Here is a 16,211-nt window from a genome sequence, read left to right on the forward strand (position 1 = left end):
TTCAGGCTAAGAGGATCCGGCCGGACGGTGCGCGCCGCCCGGATCTCCTTATCGTAGAGATGTTTCAGGCTCGGATCAGTCGACCTGGCCGACGAACAGCGTCTCGAACTTGCCGCCCTTGTACTCGTTGACCACGAGCGGGACCGAGACCTGGCGCTTCTGGCCGAAGGAGGTCATGCCGACATATTTCAGCTTGGCGTCGCCCTTCATGAAGGGGTTCGGCGCTTCGAACGTGTCGATGGTCTTCTTGTATTCCTCGACATTGTCGATGGCCGCCGGGTTCGCCTTCAGCGTCTCGATGATATATTCGAGAGCGTAGACCTTGGTGTTGGACTCGTCGTTGTACTCGCCGAACATCTTTGTGTAGCGCTCGACGAATTCCTTCATCGTGTCGCTGGCGAGTTCCGGCGTGGAAGCGCCGCCGACCGAGATGAAGCCTTCGGCAAGGTCGCCTGCGCCTTCCTGGAGAACGGCCGCGTCCTGCGCCGTTTCGGTCGAGATGAGGCCTTCATAGCCGAGCTCGCGCGCCGAGCGGATGAGCTGCGGCGCGTTGGCCGGCGAGACGCCCGAGAGCACGAGAAGGTCGGGCGCGGCCTGGATGACCGGCAGCAGCACCGGCGTGAAATCGGTGGTATCCACCTGATAGGTCACGTTGCCCGAGACCACGTCGAGGCCGAGCGCCTGGGCCGCCGCGATGCCGGATTCACGCTGGCTCAGCGGGTCGGATTCGTTGGCAGCGACGAAGGCCACCTTCTTCACGCCCTTGTTCTCCATGAGATACTTGTAGATGGCCGGGCCCGACTGGTAGTTCGCCACCATGCCGAGGATGGCGTTCGATGCCGGCGGCGAGAAGAGCGCCTTGGGGAAGGAATAGGGGAAATACATGATGCCGTTCTGCTCGGCCGCGGGACGGACCGCCGCCGCGCCGTCGTCGACGTTCGGGCCGACGACGTAGTGGATGCCGTCCTGCGCCATCTTCTCCATGCCGGCGATCGCGCGCTTGGGGTCCTTCTGGTCGTCGAAGGCGACGATCTCGATATTGTAGGTTTTGTCGCCGATCTTCACACCGCCGAGCTCGTTGAGCCAGGCCGCGCGCGCCTCCATCGAGCGCTGGTTGGAAATGCCCCAGGCCGCCGCCGGGCCGGAGGTGACGCCGACGAAACCGATCTTGAGCGTGGCGTTCTCGGCATACGCCATCAGCGGCAGGGACAGGACGGTCGCTGCAGCGAGGGCGGAGAGTTTCAGGAATGTGCGCTTGTGCATGTTGTTCTTCCTCTGGGCCATTGATTTATTTTCTGTGGCGAGCGGGCCGCGAGGGCGGCCACATCCGGCCTTGGCCAGAGCATTGAGCGCATTGTTAACAATTTTGTCAAGCGGTCGTATACAAAGTGCCGGCGGCATCGTCGATGAAATTGCCGCTTGTTGGTGAACGGAAACGGCCCTATTTAGAACTCGAATGCAGTGTTCGAGGTGATGCGGTGGTGGATTTGGGTCGGCAAAGCCTGGTCGAGGCGGAGGGAATCGACGAAGGCGATATCGTCGAGCGCATTTTCGACGCCGTCATCGAACAGAGATTGCCGCCGGGAACGAAGCTTTCGGAATCCGCCCTGTGCGAAGCCTTCGGCGTCGGCCGCATGCGCATCCGCCGGGCCCTGCTGCTTCTGGCCAGCCGCGAGGTCGTCGAGCTTCATGCCAATCGCGGGGCTTTCGTCGCCTCGCCGACGCCCGAGCAGGCCCGCGAGGTCTTCGAGGCGCGTCTTGCGCTGGAGCCGAACATCACGCGTCTTGCCGTCCAGCGTGCCAGCGAGGACGACATTGCCGAATTGAACCGCCTTCTCGAAATGGAATATGTCGCACACAAGGAGCGCCGCCGGCACGATGCGATCCGCCTGTCGGGGCAGTTCCACACGGCCCTCGCGCAGGTCGCCGGCAACGGCATCCTGATCCGGACGATGAAGGAGCTCGTGACGCGCACCTCGCTCATCATCGGCCTTTTCGGCGCCCCGGGCCTCAGCGACTGTCGCGACGACGACCACGCCGGGATCGTGGGTGCCTTCCACACGCGGGACGCCGAGAAAGCTGCCTGGATGATGACGCTTCACCTGAAGCATATCGAAAGCCATCTCCAGCTCAACGCGAAGCCGCGCGAAGCGGTCGACCTGGTGGAACTGTTCGCGCAGCGGACGGTCTAGCCTTCGTCGCCCGTCGCGCCGCGGCAAGGCTGGCACCGATCCTTAGACCGCAAAGCGTTCCATCAAATAGTCCGGTCGCGCGCCGTGGGTTTCTGCGATGGCGGCCAGTTCGTTTTCGTCGCTGTGCGCCAATATGCCCGTGCGGACAAGGCAGGAGGCCAGGCCTGCCTTGGCGGCGCCGGCGATATCGTGCTCTAAGCTGTCGCCGATGCAGACGATGCTGTCGGCGGCAACACCGCTCAGCAGGGACCGGGCCGTCTGATAAATCGCCGGATAAGGTTTGCCGAACCAGCGCACCGGGCCGCCGAGGTCCTGATAGGCGAGCGCGATGCTGCCGGCGCCCGGCGCGGTAACGCCGCCGCTGGCGAGCTTGTGGCGGTCCGGATTGGTGCAGTAGCAGGGAATGCCGCGCCGCGCCGCCGGCTCCAACCGTGCGCGGTAGATGGCAAGCGGAATCCTCTCAGCCTCGCTGCCGGAAATGATCACGATATCGGCGCGCGCCGCGTCGTCGACGCTTTCGAAGCCAAGCGAGTCGGAAAGGTCGCGGTCGCCGCCGCTCGATATGGTGAGGCAGCGCGTCCCCGGTCTTTCCGCCGTCTCGCACGCAAGGATATCGCGGGCGGCATCGCCAGAGGTCAGGAAACGGTCGAAACCCGCGCGGTCGAAGCCGAGCTTCACCAGGCGCCCGGCGTTGAAATCGCCGCTTCGGCCGGAATTGGAAAGGAGGATGACGGCCTTGCCCATTGCCTTCAGTTCCAGCAAGGCCTCGTTGGCGCCGGGATAGGCGCGTTCTTCATCGCGCAGCACGCCGAACTGGTCGACAAGAAACGCATCGTAGCGTTCGGCGAGAGCGGCAAGGGTCGTCCAGGGGGCGAGCTTCATGGCCACCGGGCCTTTCCGGCCAGAACCAGCGACGCCGTGCCGACGGCTGCTTCGGCCGAACGGGCGGTAAGGAAGGGCACGCCGAGCGCGTTTTCCCGCATCCGCGTCCATGCGGGATTGGCCGCTCCTCCGCCGACCGTCCGCACGGAGCGGAGCCTCGGGCCGCCGAGCCCGGCCAGCCGATCGTAGCCCGATTTCTCGATGCAGGTGATGCCTTCGAGGATCGCCTGGAAGAACACGATGTCGTCAGCCGGGCGCGGCTCTAGCCGCGGGGGATGGGCGGGATCGTTGACGGGGAAGCGCTCGCCGGGCTTTGCGAGCGGGTAGTAGGCAAGGCCCGTCGGCGCGTCCGGCCGCAGGAGCGGCGTCATGGCCTTCAATTGCGCGTCGTCGAAGAAGCTGCGGATGACCGCGCCGCCCGAATTGGACGCGCCACCGGCCAGCCAGAAATCCAGGATCCTGTGCGAGTAGATGCCGTAGCCGGCGGCATCGATCGGCCGGGCGGAGGCCAGTTTGACGACCAGCGTCGAGCCGAGCGCGGTGACGCCGTCGCCGATGGCCGAGGCGCCCGTCGCCAGGAAAGAGGCGCAGCCGTCCGTCGTGCCCGCATGATAGCGGCAGCCGGCCGGCAGGCCGAGCGAGCGGCCCGCCGCCCCGACCTCCTGAAGAGGCGCCCCGGCGCGCTCGACCGCCGGCAGGAGGGCGATGTCCATGCCGCAGGCGTCCAGCCAGTCCGGCCAGCGCCCGGCGGCAAGGTCGTAGCCGGTCTTCAGCGCGTTGTTCTCGTCGCTCGTCGCCGCGGCAAGGCCGAGTTTCAGCAGGATCCAGTCGGCCTGGTGCACGATCCTCTTCACGCCGCGGCGATGCGAGAGGTGAATGGCACGGGCGAGCGCGGACGTCGCCCCGCGCGCGGGACTGTCGGCTGGCGCCTGCGCAGCGATCCGCTCGACGATCACCGGATCGGGGCAGGGGGCGTTGTACATCAGTGCGTCGCCGACCGGCCGGCCATCGGCATCGAGCGCCACGACCGTGCCGGACGTGCCGTCGACCGCCACGCCCTCGATGGCGGCGAAAGACAGGCGAGCGGAAAGCGCGGCGAGACAAGCCTCCACGCCGGTCCACCACATGGTGGGCAAGCACCCCGCGGCGGCGTCCGGGAAGGCAAAGGCGGCCATGTCGAGAAGGGTGCCGTCCGCCGCTAGAGCCGCTGCGCGCACGCCTGACGTGCCGAGGTCGATGCCGAGCGCGGTCGTGGGCTTTTCCGGTTGGCTCATGCCCGCTGGCTCGCCTTGCGGTCGAGCGACTGCCGGTATTGCTCGGCCTCCCAATGGGTCAGTTCATGCTCCTGCTCGGGTCCCAGATAGACGACCGGCGCGCCTTCGGGGATGCGGGCGACGACTTCGGCAAGGCAGCGCGCCATCATGCGCCCGCCATCGGTGAGTTCGTTGGCCAGCAGCACGCCGAGCCCCGGAGCGAGAAGCATTTTCGGAAGGGCGCGGTTTTGTGCAAGGCGTGTCTCGCAATAGGCCCTTGCCGTCTCGCCCTCCGCGAGCACGCCGATCTCGGTGCCGAGGAAGATGACGTGGTCGGGGTAGAGCGAGCCGCCGGTCGCCACCGCGACGCTCGCCTTGCCGAGCGCGGTCTTGTGGCTGCCGGCATCCTCGGCGGCGTGGAAATCCGAGCCCTCCGCCAGGGCTTTCAGTGCCGCCGGATCGGCCGGTGCGGCTGCGCGCTCCTTGAGGGAAAGAGCGGCGGTGATGCGGGCAATGCGCCCGCACACCTCCTCCACCGTTTCGCCGGCGACGATGATGCCGTGGTTATAGAGGATCAGGATATCCGGCCGGTTGGCGCCGACGCTCTCAATCTCGCGGGCGAGCGGCGTGCCGGGGCGGCGATAGGGGATGGTCGCCCAGGTGAGGTCCGGCAGGCTCGCCATGCGTTCGGCGATGAGCCTCTCGCGATCCGCCAGGACTGACAGGGCGATGGCATTGACGCAATGATAATGGGCGACGACGGCCTGCGGCAGGACAGCATGGAAGCTCGCCTCGATCGACGGCCGCAGGGCCGAGGCGTTCAGCTCGGAAACGATGAAATCGGTGGCCTTCTCGGCGCGCGGATCCCGCTGCCGCAGCGCCTCGGCCAGCGGCGCCACCGTCAGCGGCACCATGATGTCGCGCGCGCCGGCATGGGCGAGCCATGTTCCCGACGCCTTCACCCACATCACGCCGTCGCGCTTGAAGGACGTATTTCCGCCGGCGCCTTGAGTTTTCAGCACATCGCTGCCGATCTGCCGCGAAAGATCGAGAAACGCCTCGAAGGCCGGAATATCCCTTGCCCGAATGCCCGAAGCCATGCTGGCCTCCTTCTTTTGAACCGTCTTGCCGCGCCATGTTCGTCAGGCAACGTGAATGAGCGAACTTTCCAGCGGATGGTATTTTTATGACGATCTATCGTCAATAGTGAATAATTTCCGTCATGAGTGTTGATCATATCGGCTATGTATGATTATCTTCATTCATCGGCGAGGGAGACGCCGGGAGGAGACGTCGTGAACGACACCGAACGCCAGAAGGCCATCATCGAACTCTTGCGCGAGATCCCCTTCGCTTCGGTGCGGGACCTTCAGGAGCGTCTGGACGTCTCTCCCGCCACGATCCGCCGCGACATCGACAAGCTCCATGATCTCGGTCGCGCCCGGAAGGTCTACGGCGGCATTTCGGCAATAGAAGCGGGCGACAGCGCGCGCCTTTCGGCGCGCCCCTATGATGAGAACCGGGATATCGCCGTCGAGGCGAAGCGGGCGATCGCGGCAATGGCCGCGGGCCTCGTGCGTGACGGGGATTCCATCATCGTCCATGCCGGCTCGACCTGCTATCAGCTCGGCATCCTGCTGGCGCAGCGCAACCTGCGCATCTGGACCAACTCCATGCCGCTTGCCGCCTATCTCGGCGAGCACGGCACCTGCCAGCTTTCGCTTGCCGGTGGCGAGCTTTACCGCGAGCCCGGCATCATCCACGACGCGGCGGCCGGATCGCCGGGCTTCTTCGCCTCGCGCCTGTTCGTGGGCACGCAGGGCATCAGCGGAAAGGGCCTGCTCGAATCCCATCCCCTGCTCGTCAAGGTGATCGGCGAGCTTGCGGCCTGCGCCGACGAGATCGTGCTTCTCGCCGACAGCCGCAAATTCTCGATCCAGCCGCGCAATGCCGTCCTGCCGCTTTCGCGTATCGGCACCATCATCACCGATGACGGCCTCACGGACGCCGCCGCCAAGATGCTGGAGGACGCAGGCGTCACCATCATGATCGCGACGATGGGAGGGGCAGGTTGAGCGAGAACCCGATCGCCGTCTTCGATCTCGGCAAGACCAACTCCAAGCTCTTCGTCATCTCGGCGGAGGGGCAGGTGATCGACGAGGCGCGCACCCGGCCCGTCTGGCGCCAGGCGGCGGACCTGCGCGTGCTGGACGACGCCGCGCTCTTCGGCTGGATGACGGGCGAGCTTGCCCGCGTCGTCGGCGCGTATGGCGTCGACCGCATCGTGTTCTCCGGCCATGGCTGCACCTTCGCGCTGACGGCGGGCGACCGGCTCGTCCACGCCATCCTCGACTACGAGCAGGAGCCGCCTGCCGATATCGCCGCGCGCATTGATGCGATGGCGCCGGATTTCGGCGAGACCTTCTCGCCGCCGCTGCCGCTCGGCTTCAATTACGGGCGGCATCTCCTCTGGCTCGACGCACGCGATCCAGACCTGATCGGCAGGGCGGATGCCATCCTTTCCTATCCGCAGTTCTGGAGCTGGAAATTCTCCGGCCGTGCGGTTTGCGAGGTCTCCTATCTCGGCTGCCATTCCAATCTCTGGGCGCCGCTGACGGACGATTTCAGCAGCCTCGTCGACCGCATGGGCTGGCGCGGCAAGATGCCGGGCTTCGCCGGGGCTGGCGAACCCATCGGAACCCATGCCGTCCGGCTCGACGATGGGCGCACCGTCGATGTCGCCGTGCACAACGGCGTGCACGACAGCAACGCCGCGCTCTATTTTTACCGCTCGCTGGGCTTTGCCGATTTCACGCTGGTCTCGACGGGGACCTGGGTCATCATCTTCAACCCGGCAAGCCCGCTCGAAACGCTCGATGCGGCGCGCGACATGCTGGCCAACGTGACGGTCGATCACCAGCCGGTCGCCACCATCCGCTTCATGGGTGGGCGGGAATACGATGTCGCGAGCGGCGGCTGGGCGCAGCCGGTCTCACCGCAGGCGGTCGCCTCGGTCATCGCAAAGCGGGCCTTCGCCCTGCCGTCCTTCGCGCCCGGCGGCCCGGTGCCCGGCCATCAAGGCCGCTTCATCGGTCCGGCGGTCGAAGGCGAGGAGCGGGCCGCCGCCGCCATGCTCTATGTCGCGCTGATGACCGACCTGTCGCTCGACCTCATCGGCTCGAAGAACACGATCGTCATCGACGGCGGGCTGGTGAAGACGGGGCTCTACGCCTCCGTGCTGGCGGCCCTTCGGTCCGGCCAGGCCGTCTACACCAGCGCCAATCCCGAGGGCAGCGCGTTCGGCGCCGCTGCCCTCGTCTTCGATGCGGCCGGCCGCAATCCCTTCGTCAATGACTGCGCCACGGCGAGCCCGGCGGAGATTGCCGGCCTCGAGGATTACCGCCGGCAATGGCGCCTGCATGTCGATGCGATGACGAAAGGCGTGAAGGAGAAATGCGCATGACCGAAGCGGCAAGCCAGCAGCGCGCGCTCCTCGAAATGCGCGACATCAGCAAGACATTCGGCGCCTCGAAAGCGCTGTCGAACGTGAGCCTGACGGTCCATCCCGGCGAGGTGCATTCGCTGATGGGCGAGAACGGCGCCGGCAAGTCGACGCTGATGAAGATCCTGTCCGGCGCCTATACTGCCGATCCGGGCGGCTTGGTGCTCATCGACGGCACGCCGGTCGTGCTCGGCGATCCGCTGCGGGCCAAGGCCTACGGCATCGCGGTCATTTACCAGGAGCTCTCGCTCGCACCGAACCTGACGGTCGCGCAGAACATGTTCCTCGGCAACGAGCCCTCCCGTTTCGGCCTTGCTGACCGGGCGGAGATGCGCCGGCGCGCTGATCCGATCCTCAAGCAGCTCGGCATCGGCTTCGATTCCGCCCGGCGCGTGGCGGAGCTGTCGCTCGGCGAGCGGCAGATGGTGGAGATCGCCCGGGCGCTGACGACGAATGCGCGGATCATCGTCATGGACGAGCCGACGACCTCGCTGACGACCCGCGAGACCGACAGGCTCTTCGACGTCATCGCCCGCCTCAAGGCGGAAGGCATCGCGATCATCTATATCAGCCACCGCATGGAGGAGATCTACCTGCTCTCCGACCGGGTGAGCGTCCTGCGCGACGGGGCCTATGTAGGCACGCTCGAACGCGCCGAGCTGTCGGCGAGCAGGCTCGTCTCGATGATGGTCGGCCGCGACCTCTCGTCCTTCTACAAGAAGGAGCACCGGCAGGTGACGGGCGAGCGTGCCGCAGTGCTCTCGGTGAGGAACGTCGGCGACGGCGTCAGGGTGCACGATTGTTCCTTCGACGTGCGGGCGGGTGAGGTACTAGGGATTGCCGGCCTCGTCGGCTCGGGCCGCACGGAGCTTGCCCGCCTCGTCTACGGCGCCGACCGGAAGACCTCGGGCGAGGTCACGGTGAACGGCACGCCGCTGGCCATCGCCACCCCGAGCGACGCGCTTGCGGCGGGCATCGCCTACCTTACGGAGGACCGCAAGGCGCTCGGCCTTTTCCTCGACATGTCGATCAGCGACAACATCAATATCGGCGTCATCGCCGCCGATGCGAAGGCGGGCGGCGTGCTCGACTTTGCCAGGGCGAAGGAGCGGGCGGTAAGGGCGGTGAAGTCGCTGTCGATCCGTACGGCCGGCACGCAGATCAATGTCGGCGCGCTTTCGGGCGGTAACCAGCAGAAGGCGCTGCTCGCGCGCCTGCTGGAAACCAGGCCGAAGGCCATCATCCTCGATGAGCCGACGCGCGGCGTCGATGTCGGCGCCAAGTCGGAAATCTACCGCATCATCGACGAGCTTGCCCAGAACGGCATCGCCATCGTCGTCATCTCCAGCGACCTGCCGGAAATTCTCGGCATCGCCGACCGCGTGCTGGTCATGCGCGAGGGGCGCATCGCCGGCGAGGTCACGGGCTCGGCCGAGGAACCGATCGGGCAGGAAGCGATCATGGCGCTGGCGACCGGCACTGCCGGCCACGCGGCCTGACAAACGCCAACGGAAGAAGACGGAACGGAACCATGAGCGCAAGTGAAACCGAACAGGCCCGGATGGACAAGTTGAAGCTGCGCTCGACGCTGACGGCGCTCGGCATGCTGCCGGTCCTCGTCCTGCTGGCGGTGGGCTTCCATCTTCTCAGCGGGCGCTTCCTTTCCGTCAACAACCTGTCCATCGTCATGCAGCAGGCGTCGATCAACACGGTGCTCGCCGCCGGCATGACCTTCGTCATCCTGACGGGCGGCATCGACCTTTCCGTCGGCTCGATCCTCGCCGCCTCGGCCATGATCGCCGTCATCGTCTCGCTGGTGCCGGACCTCGGCATGCTCGGCATTCCCGCGGCGATCGCCGCCGGCCTCGTCTGCGGCTTCCTCAACGGCGCGATCATCGCCTGGTTGAAGTTGCCGCCCTTCATCGTCACGCTCGGCTCCCTGACGGCGATTCGCGGTGTCGCGCGCCTGCTCGGCAACGATACGACCGTCTTCAACCCGGACCTGCCGTTCGACTTCATCGGCAACGGAACGCTGTTCGGGCTTCCCTGGCTTGCCGTCATCGCCATGGCGACGATCATTGCGTCCTGGTTCATCCTCAAGCGCACCGTGCTCGGCACCTGGATCTATGCCGTCGGCGGCAACTCCGAGGCGGCGCGGCTGACCGGCATCAAGGTGCCGCTGGTCCTGCTCTTCGTCTATTCGATGTCGGGCCTGCTCTCCGGCCTCGGCGGGGCCATGTCGGCCGCCCGCCTCTATGCGGCCAACGGCCTGCAGCTCGGCCAGGCCTACGAACTCGACGCCATCGCGGCCGTCATCCTCGGCGGCACCAGCTTCGTCGGCGGCGTTGGCTCCATCTGGGGCACGCTCATCGGCGCGCTCATCATCGCCGTGCTCTCCAACGGCCTCATCCTCGTGGGGGTCTCGGACATCTGGCAATACATCATCAAGGGTCTCGTCATCATCGTTGCCGTCGGTCTCGATCGGTACAGGCTCAAAGGACTTGGCCGGACGTGACGTCCGGCTGAACGAACCGGTCGGCGACCGGAAACAACGGCGTCAACGCGCCACAATGGAGGAAAACATGCGTCTTATGCCCAAGTTGCTCGTCGGCACCGCCATGGCCGCCGCTCTCTGCATGCCCGCAGCCGCCAAGGATCTCAACAAGATCGGCATCTCGGTCGGCCTGCTCGGCAATCCGTTCTTCGTCGCCACCATCAAGGGCATCGAGGACCGCGCCAAGGAGATCAACCCGAATGTCGAGGTCATCTCCGTTTCCGCCGACTACGACCTCAACAAGCAGGTCTCGCAGATCGACAGCTTCATCGCCGCCGGCGTCGACATCATCATGCTGAACGCCGTCGATGCCAAGGCCATCGCGCCCGCCGTCAAGAAGGCCCAGGCTGCCGGCGTCGTCGTCGCTGCCTTCGACGTGTCCGCGCCGGGTGCCGACGTCACCGTCATGACCAACAACGTCAAGGCCGGCGAGGAAGCGTGCGACTACATCGCCGACAAGCTCGGCGGCAAGGGCGATGTCGTCATCATCAACGGCCCGGCCTCCTCCTCGATCCTCGACCGCGTCCAGGGCTGCAAGGATGCGCTCGGCAAGCATGCCGACATCAAGATCCTGTCCGACGACCAGAACGGCCAGGGCTCGCGCGACGGCGGCCTTGCCGTTATGCAGGGCCTTCTCACCCGCTTCGACAAGATCGACGCCGTCTTCGCCATCAACGACCCGACCGCGATTGGCGCGGAGCTTGCCGCCAAGCAGTTGAACCGCAGCGAGTTCTTCATCACGGCCGTCGACGGCGCGCCGGATATCGAGAAGTCGCTTGCAAGCGGCACGTCCATGATCAAGGCCTCCGCCTCTCAGGATCCCTATGTCATGGCCGGCCAGGCGCTGAAGCTCGGCGTCGACGTGCTGAATGGCAACAAGCCTGCCGAGCCGGTCGTGCTGCTCGACCCGCAGCTCATCACGGCCGACAACGTCAAGGATTACAAGGGCTGGACCGCAGCCCGCTGAGTTCCTCCCAGACGGCCGGGCGCTTTCGCGTAGGCGCCCGGCCGACCCCATTTCAATCCAATGCAGAAAGCGGCCGGGATATGTCGAAGATCGGTGTCCATTCCTTTGTCTGGAGCGCGGGCTCCTCGCGCGGCGAACTTGAAAAGGCGCTCGAGAACACGCACAGGCTCGGCTACAAGCTCATCGAATTCTCCTATCTCGACCCCCGACAGGTCGATGTGAATTGGCTCTCCGGCCGGCTGAGGGAGCTCGGCCTCGACGTGGCGATCAGCATGGGCCTGCCGCCGGAGGGGGACATTTCCAGCGATGACGCGTCGATTGTCGCAAATGGCGTCGATATCCTCGACCGGGCCGTGGCGCTGGTGCGCGATCTCGGCGGCACGAAGCTCGCCGGCATCCTCAGTTCGGCGCACGGCAAGCAGGAACGAACCCTGACCCGAAAGAGCTGGGACACCAGCGTTTCGGCGCTCTCCAAGGTGGCCGAGAGGGCCAAGGCAGCGGGCGTCACGCTCAACCTGGAGATCGTCAACCGCTTCGAGAGCAACATGCTCAACACGGCCGCGCAGGGCATGGCTTATATCCGCGACACGGGCGCCTCGAACGTCTTCCTGCACCTCGACACGTTCCACATGAACATCGAGGAGGCGGATGTTGGACTGGCGATCCGCCACGCCGCCGATAAGATCGGCTATGTCCATATCGGCGAGAGCCATCGCGGCTATCTCGGCACGGGCACGATCGACTTTTCGGCGATCTTTGACGCGCTGGTCGCTATCGGCTGGGACGACTACGTCACCTTCGAATCCTTCTCCACCACGATCGTCGACAAGGATCTCTCCCTGAAGACCGCGATCTGGCGCAACCTCTGGGACGACAATATCGCGCTCGCCCGCCACGCGCACCGCTTCATCGAGCTTGGCCTGGAGACGGCGCGCCTCAAGGCGGAGCTTGTTGGCCAGGCTCATCTTCCCGCCTAGCCGTTTGCGGCATTCGATTACGGTGTCCCGCGCCGGATATGGGCGGGACGCCGATGCGGTTTGTGTCCCCGCGCGATCAGAACTTCACGCGGGCGCTGACTTCGACGCTACGTCTGACGCCGGGTAGTTCCCCGAAGGTCGGGCGGTATTCCTTGTCGAGGATGTTGTTGAAGCTTACCGAAAGGCTGAGGCGCTCGTCTTCGCCGTAGTTGCCGCCCAAGGCGAGATTGAGCGTGCCCCAGCCCGGCAGCGTTTCCGTCACGAGGCTCGTTCCGTCGAGATAGGTCTGCCGGCTGCCGGTGGAGCCGCGCAGGAAGAGATCGGCCCAGAAGGGCTTCTCCCACAGTTCCCCCTCGTATTTCACGCCGATTCGGCCCGAGAGCGCCGGCGTGTCGCTGTCGAAGGTCGAGTAGCCCGCGAAATCCAGTTCCCGCCGGATCCAGCTTCCGCCGACATAGGGCGAGAAGCCGGAGGTAAGCTCGTATTCTGCGAGGAATTCGAGGCCGTATGTCGTCGCGCTGTCCGCGTTGACATAGAGCGAGGACGGCGAGGAGGGCGAGCCCGTCGTCTGGCAATAGGCGGTGACGGCCACGCAGCGCGTGGTGGTGATGTAGTCCTTCGCCCTGGTGTAGAAGCCCGCCACGTCGAGCGCGAGGCCGGCGTCCTCATAGCGGGCGCCGATCTCGAAATTGCGCGCAAGCTCGGCCGTCAGGTCGGGATTGCCGTAGATCGTGCCCTGTCCGCCGGCCGTGGTCGAGCTGAAGAGCTGGAGCAGCGTCGGGGAGATGTAGCCCTCCGAATAGCCCGCGCGCAGCACGAGGCTGTCGGTCGGCTCGAAGGTGAGGCCGAGCGAGGAGAGAAGGCGCGTGTCGTCCGTTCCCGCAAAGCCGGCGCGCGCGGCGACCGTCGTCTCGTCGAGCCCCGTCTGCGTGTGGTTCAGCCGCAGGCCCGTGGTCAGCTTCACGGCGTCGGCGAGGCTCCATTCGTCCTGTGCATAGAGGGAGACCGTGTCGATATGCGCCTTGTCCCTTGAGGACGACTCCGTGGTTATCGGGAAGGGGCCGAAGCCGGTCATCGTCGTGGTCGAGGTCTTGCCCGTCACCAGATTGTCCGAGAGATATTGCGCGCCGACGATGGTCTGGTGCCCCTCCAGGAGGGCGAGGTCGACCTGGGCGTTGAGGCCGTAGTCGGTGATGCGGTCGTCGGAGGTGGAGATGACGTCGACGGTGCGGGTCGGGCTCATCCTGACGCCCACCTGGTTCTCGAAGAGCCGGTCGATCGTCTGGTAGTAGAGGTCGACATGGACCTTGCGCACGATGTCGCCGATCTCCTCGCCGTCATAGTAGAGGCCGACCTTGCGGCGGTCGCGCTGCGGCAGGTCGATCCTGAAGCGCTCGACCCCGGCGAGCGAGCCGGGCGGCCCCGGCCATCCCTCGCTTTCGAGGAAGTGCTGCTCGTATTTCAGGGCGAGGTAGTGATTATCCGCCTCGCCGAAGCGGTAGCCGAGGTGGGCATAGAGGTTCTTGTCGTTGAAGGCGGTGTCGTCGAGCTTTCCGGTCGCCGAATACCGGCCCTTCGGCACACGCCGGTCGCCGTGCCGGTCGGCCGTGGCGGAAAGGCGGTAGTCGAAGCCGTCCTTGCTGCCCGAGACGGCGGCCCAGCTCTGCCAGCCGCCGGAACCCGAATAGTAGGTGCCGCCGCCTTCGACCTCGACCGGCTTGTTCGCGCCCTTTTTGGTGATGATGTTGACGACGCCGCCGATGGCCTTCGCGCCGTAGAGCACGGAGGACGGGCCCTTGACCACCTCGATCCGCTCGATGGTGGCGGGATCGACCAGAAGCGGCGTGCCGTAGGTGCTGTGGTCGGTGATCTCCTGACCGTCGACGAGAATGGTCACGCGGCGCGAGCTTTCCCCGCGGATGCGCAGTCGCTTCATGCCGGCGACCGATTCATCGGCGATCTCGACGCCCGGCACGTCGCGCAGGAGCTCGGCGACACTGTCGGCGGAGCGCTTCTCGATATCCTCCTTCGTGATCACCGCGACGGAGCGCGGATTGTCCCTGACGGCCATTTCCGTGCGCGTGCCGACGACGGTCACCGTATCCAGCCAGGTGCCTGCCGGCTCCTCGGCCAGCGCAGGCTGCAGCGCCAGCGGCGAAACGGACAGCAGCAGCGCCGCCAGCGCGCAATGCCGGCGCCCGCCCATTGAAAACCCTCTCATGAATGCCTCTCCAGATATCGGGCGCCTTCCGGCGCCCGGTTGCCTCTTGCGGCGGTCAGTCCCCGCCGCCCGTCATGTCCTGGGTCGACGTGGTGCAGTAGCGGGACTGCCCGGCCGATCCCTCCGCCTGCTCCAGTGCAGCGCGACAGTCCGCCTCGCTTGCGAGCTTGCGCACGGTCGCCCTGTCGCCGGTAAGGGTGAGGAGGAAGGTGTGGCGCGGGGCATCGGCGGGCGGATCGTGGTCGAAGTCGTCGAACGTGGCGGTGGTCGCATAGCAGCCGGCCTCCTTCAGCTCGGCTGTGCCGCCTTCCAGGATGGGGCGGATGCGCGCGAGGCGCTGCTCGCATTCCTGCGGCGTGTCGGTGCCAACGAAGCTGGAGGAATAGCCGCCGCCCGGAAGCAGCATGAGGATGATCATGAGGGTGCCGGTGTTCACTGCTGGAAATCCTGTTCTGCGAGAGGGAAGGGAGGAAGGGCGTTCACGCTGTTCATCCGTCCGGCATCGACGGCGGCGAAGGCATGGCCGGCGGTCGCCATATCGCGCAGGGCTCGGAACACCAGCCGCGCGACGTCCGCCCGGTGGATGAAGCCGTGCATCTGCGGGTCCTCGCAAAGAAGGCCCCGCCCGGTCGCGGGCTCGGAGACGAGGCCGCCGGGCCGGACGATCGTCCAGTCGAGGCCGCTCGCCCTCAACCGCTCCTCCGCGAGCGTCTTGGCGTCGACCGCCGCGCCGAAGGCCGCGATGGCCCGCGCCGAGCGGAAGGGCGCCATCTCCCCGCAGCCGATGGAGGTGACGAGGACGAACCGCCTTGCCCGCCCCGTCGCCGCGGCCGCGTCGATGACGTTGATATTGCCCTCGTCGTCGGCCCGGCGGCCGTCGTCCGCCTGTCCGCCGAGCGTCGAGACGATGTCGAAGTCGCCGCCGATCCGGGCGAGGGTGCCGGTCACGTCCTGCCGCGACAGGGCATCGGCGCGCAGGAAGGCCGCGCCGGCCCCGTCCAGCGCGGCGACGTCCGATTGCGGGCGCACCGGTGCGATGACGCGCCGGCCCGCGGCGCATTCCAGCCGCGCCAGTTCCAGCCCGACGCCCCGGCTCGCGCCAAAGATCACCAGCGGGCGCATGTCAGGCATTGCCGGCCGTCTGCGCAAACAGCGTTGCCAGCCGGTTGAAGCGCTCGATCTGGTCGGCCTTCAGCCTGCGCGCCTCGTCGCGCCCGACATAGATCTTGAAGATCGTCTCGCCCTCGGCGTTGAAGAACTGTACCGACATCGTCTCCATGCCCATGAAGGGGCGGCGGACGAGGAAGATGGACGCGCACCTGTCCGGGCGCAGATGGCCGGAAAGGCCGCTTGCGCCGCCCTGGAGATTGTACATGCCGTGGCCGATCCTGCCCGTCGGCATGGGCCCGCAGACCTCGACGACGGCGTCCTTGGTGTGGACGATGAAGGTGATGTCGCCCCATTCGGCGATGTCGGTCAAAACGTCGACGAAGCGGCTGCCGTCGATGCGTGTCACGCCGTCGCCGGGAACGCATTCGACGACGGTCTGGACGGGTACCGCGAATTCGGCGGCGAGGGATTCCAGGATGCCGTCGGGCTTTTCGGCGATGGCCTGCCGGATTCGCTCGATCTTTTCCGCGTGGCTCGGATGCTGCATGGGTGC

The 16,211-nt window shown here is 66.3% G+C and carries 15 protein-coding genes; 7 read left to right on the forward strand and 8 right to left on the reverse strand.

Translation table 11 applies throughout. From position 1 onward, the window contains the following. Nucleotides 1-75 precede the first annotated feature (75 nt). Nucleotides 76-1,263, reverse strand: coding sequence for an ABC transporter substrate-binding protein (locus ACZ5TO_RS19235; protein WP_184141118.1), 1,188 nt, complete (start codon nucleotides 1,261-1,263; stop codon nucleotides 76-78). 143 nt (nucleotides 1,264-1,406) lie between these two features. Between ACZ5TO_RS19235 and ACZ5TO_RS19240 the strand changes: the two genes are divergently transcribed. Continuing rightward, on the forward strand, nucleotides 1,407-2,192 hold the full coding sequence (locus ACZ5TO_RS19240; protein ID WP_184141120.1) for a GntR family transcriptional regulator: 786 nt from the start codon (nucleotides 1,407-1,409) through the stop codon (nucleotides 2,190-2,192). A 42-nt stretch (nucleotides 2,193-2,234) separates the two neighbouring features. Here ACZ5TO_RS19240 and ACZ5TO_RS19245 read toward each other — a convergent pair whose 3' ends face one another. Genes ACZ5TO_RS19245 through ACZ5TO_RS19255 form a run of 3 tightly spaced genes read right to left on the reverse strand, consistent with a single transcriptional unit; the run spans nucleotide 2,235 to nucleotide 5,427 of the window. Beyond that, complete coding sequence (locus ACZ5TO_RS19245) at nucleotides 2,235-3,185, reverse strand: TIGR01459 family HAD-type hydrolase (RefSeq protein ID WP_464800847.1); 951 nt, start codon at nucleotides 3,183-3,185, stop codon at nucleotides 2,235-2,237. Further along, on the reverse strand, nucleotides 3,071-4,348 hold the full coding sequence (locus ACZ5TO_RS19250; protein ID WP_464800848.1) for an FGGY-family carbohydrate kinase: 1,278 nt from the start codon (nucleotides 4,346-4,348) through the stop codon (nucleotides 3,071-3,073). The genes ACZ5TO_RS19245 and ACZ5TO_RS19250 overlap by 115 nt, the downstream gene beginning before the upstream one ends. Beyond that, a complete protein-coding gene (locus ACZ5TO_RS19255) occupies nucleotides 4,345-5,427 on the reverse strand; it encodes a class II aldolase/adducin family protein (RefSeq protein ID WP_464800849.1) in 1,083 nt (360 codons plus the stop codon). The genes ACZ5TO_RS19250 and ACZ5TO_RS19255 overlap by 4 nt, the downstream gene beginning before the upstream one ends. A gap of 195 nt (nucleotides 5,428-5,622) precedes the next feature. Here ACZ5TO_RS19255 and ACZ5TO_RS19260 point away from each other — a divergent pair, with 195 nt between their 5' ends. From ACZ5TO_RS19260 to ACZ5TO_RS19285, 6 genes are all read left to right on the forward strand, one after another. Beyond that, a complete protein-coding gene (locus ACZ5TO_RS19260; protein ID WP_464800850.1) occupies nucleotides 5,623-6,402 on the forward strand; it encodes a DeoR/GlpR family DNA-binding transcription regulator in 780 nt (259 codons plus the stop codon). Next, nucleotides 6,399-7,790, forward strand: a complete 1,392-nt coding sequence (locus tag ACZ5TO_RS19265) for an FGGY-family carbohydrate kinase (RefSeq protein ID WP_464800851.1) — start codon at nucleotides 6,399-6,401, stop codon at nucleotides 7,788-7,790. Before ACZ5TO_RS19260 ends, ACZ5TO_RS19265 begins: the two co-directional genes overlap by 4 nt. Further along, nucleotides 7,787-9,328 carry a sugar ABC transporter ATP-binding protein gene (locus ACZ5TO_RS19270; protein WP_464800852.1) on the forward strand — a complete coding sequence of 514 codons (1,542 nt, stop codon included), beginning with the start codon at nucleotides 7,787-7,789 and terminating at the stop codon, nucleotides 9,326-9,328. The genes ACZ5TO_RS19265 and ACZ5TO_RS19270 overlap by 4 nt, the downstream gene beginning before the upstream one ends. Nucleotides 9,329-9,360: 32 nt before the next feature. After that, complete coding sequence (locus ACZ5TO_RS19275) at nucleotides 9,361-10,344, forward strand: ABC transporter permease subunit (RefSeq protein ID WP_464800853.1); 984 nt, start codon at nucleotides 9,361-9,363, stop codon at nucleotides 10,342-10,344. Between the two features lie 67 nt (nucleotides 10,345-10,411). Beyond that, a complete protein-coding gene (locus ACZ5TO_RS19280) occupies nucleotides 10,412-11,350 on the forward strand; it encodes an ABC transporter substrate-binding protein (protein ID WP_464800854.1) in 939 nt (312 codons plus the stop codon). A gap of 80 nt (nucleotides 11,351-11,430) precedes the next feature. Continuing rightward, the gene (locus tag ACZ5TO_RS19285) at nucleotides 11,431-12,327 is read left to right on the forward strand and encodes a sugar phosphate isomerase/epimerase family protein (RefSeq protein ID WP_464800855.1); all 897 of its coding nucleotides are present in this window, start codon (nucleotides 11,431-11,433) and stop codon (nucleotides 12,325-12,327) included. A gap of 76 nt (nucleotides 12,328-12,403) precedes the next feature. Here the strand turns inward: ACZ5TO_RS19285 and ACZ5TO_RS19290 are convergent, their stop codons facing one another. The 4 genes from ACZ5TO_RS19290 to hutX are packed head-to-tail and all read right to left on the reverse strand — an operon-like array spanning nucleotide 12,404 to nucleotide 16,205. Next, nucleotides 12,404-14,548: a TonB-dependent receptor plug domain-containing protein gene (locus tag ACZ5TO_RS19290; protein ID WP_464800856.1), complete on the reverse strand. Its 2,145-nt coding sequence runs from the start codon at nucleotides 14,546-14,548 to the stop codon at nucleotides 12,404-12,406. A gap of 55 nt (nucleotides 14,549-14,603) precedes the next feature. Further along, nucleotides 14,604-14,984, reverse strand: a complete 381-nt coding sequence (locus tag ACZ5TO_RS19295) for a hypothetical protein (RefSeq protein ID WP_464800857.1) — start codon at nucleotides 14,982-14,984, stop codon at nucleotides 14,604-14,606. Continuing rightward, nucleotides 14,981-15,679, reverse strand: a complete 699-nt coding sequence (locus tag ACZ5TO_RS19300) for an NAD(P)H-binding protein (protein ID WP_464800858.1) — start codon at nucleotides 15,677-15,679, stop codon at nucleotides 14,981-14,983. Before ACZ5TO_RS19300 ends, ACZ5TO_RS19295 begins: the two co-directional genes overlap by 4 nt. Beyond that, nucleotides 15,672-16,205, reverse strand: a complete 534-nt coding sequence (gene hutX / locus ACZ5TO_RS19305) for a heme utilization cystosolic carrier protein HutX (protein WP_464800859.1) — start codon at nucleotides 16,203-16,205, stop codon at nucleotides 15,672-15,674. Before hutX ends, ACZ5TO_RS19300 begins: the two co-directional genes overlap by 8 nt. Nucleotides 16,206-16,211 lie beyond the last annotated feature (6 nt).

This window comes from Shinella sp. Sh6 (assembly GCF_055392685.1).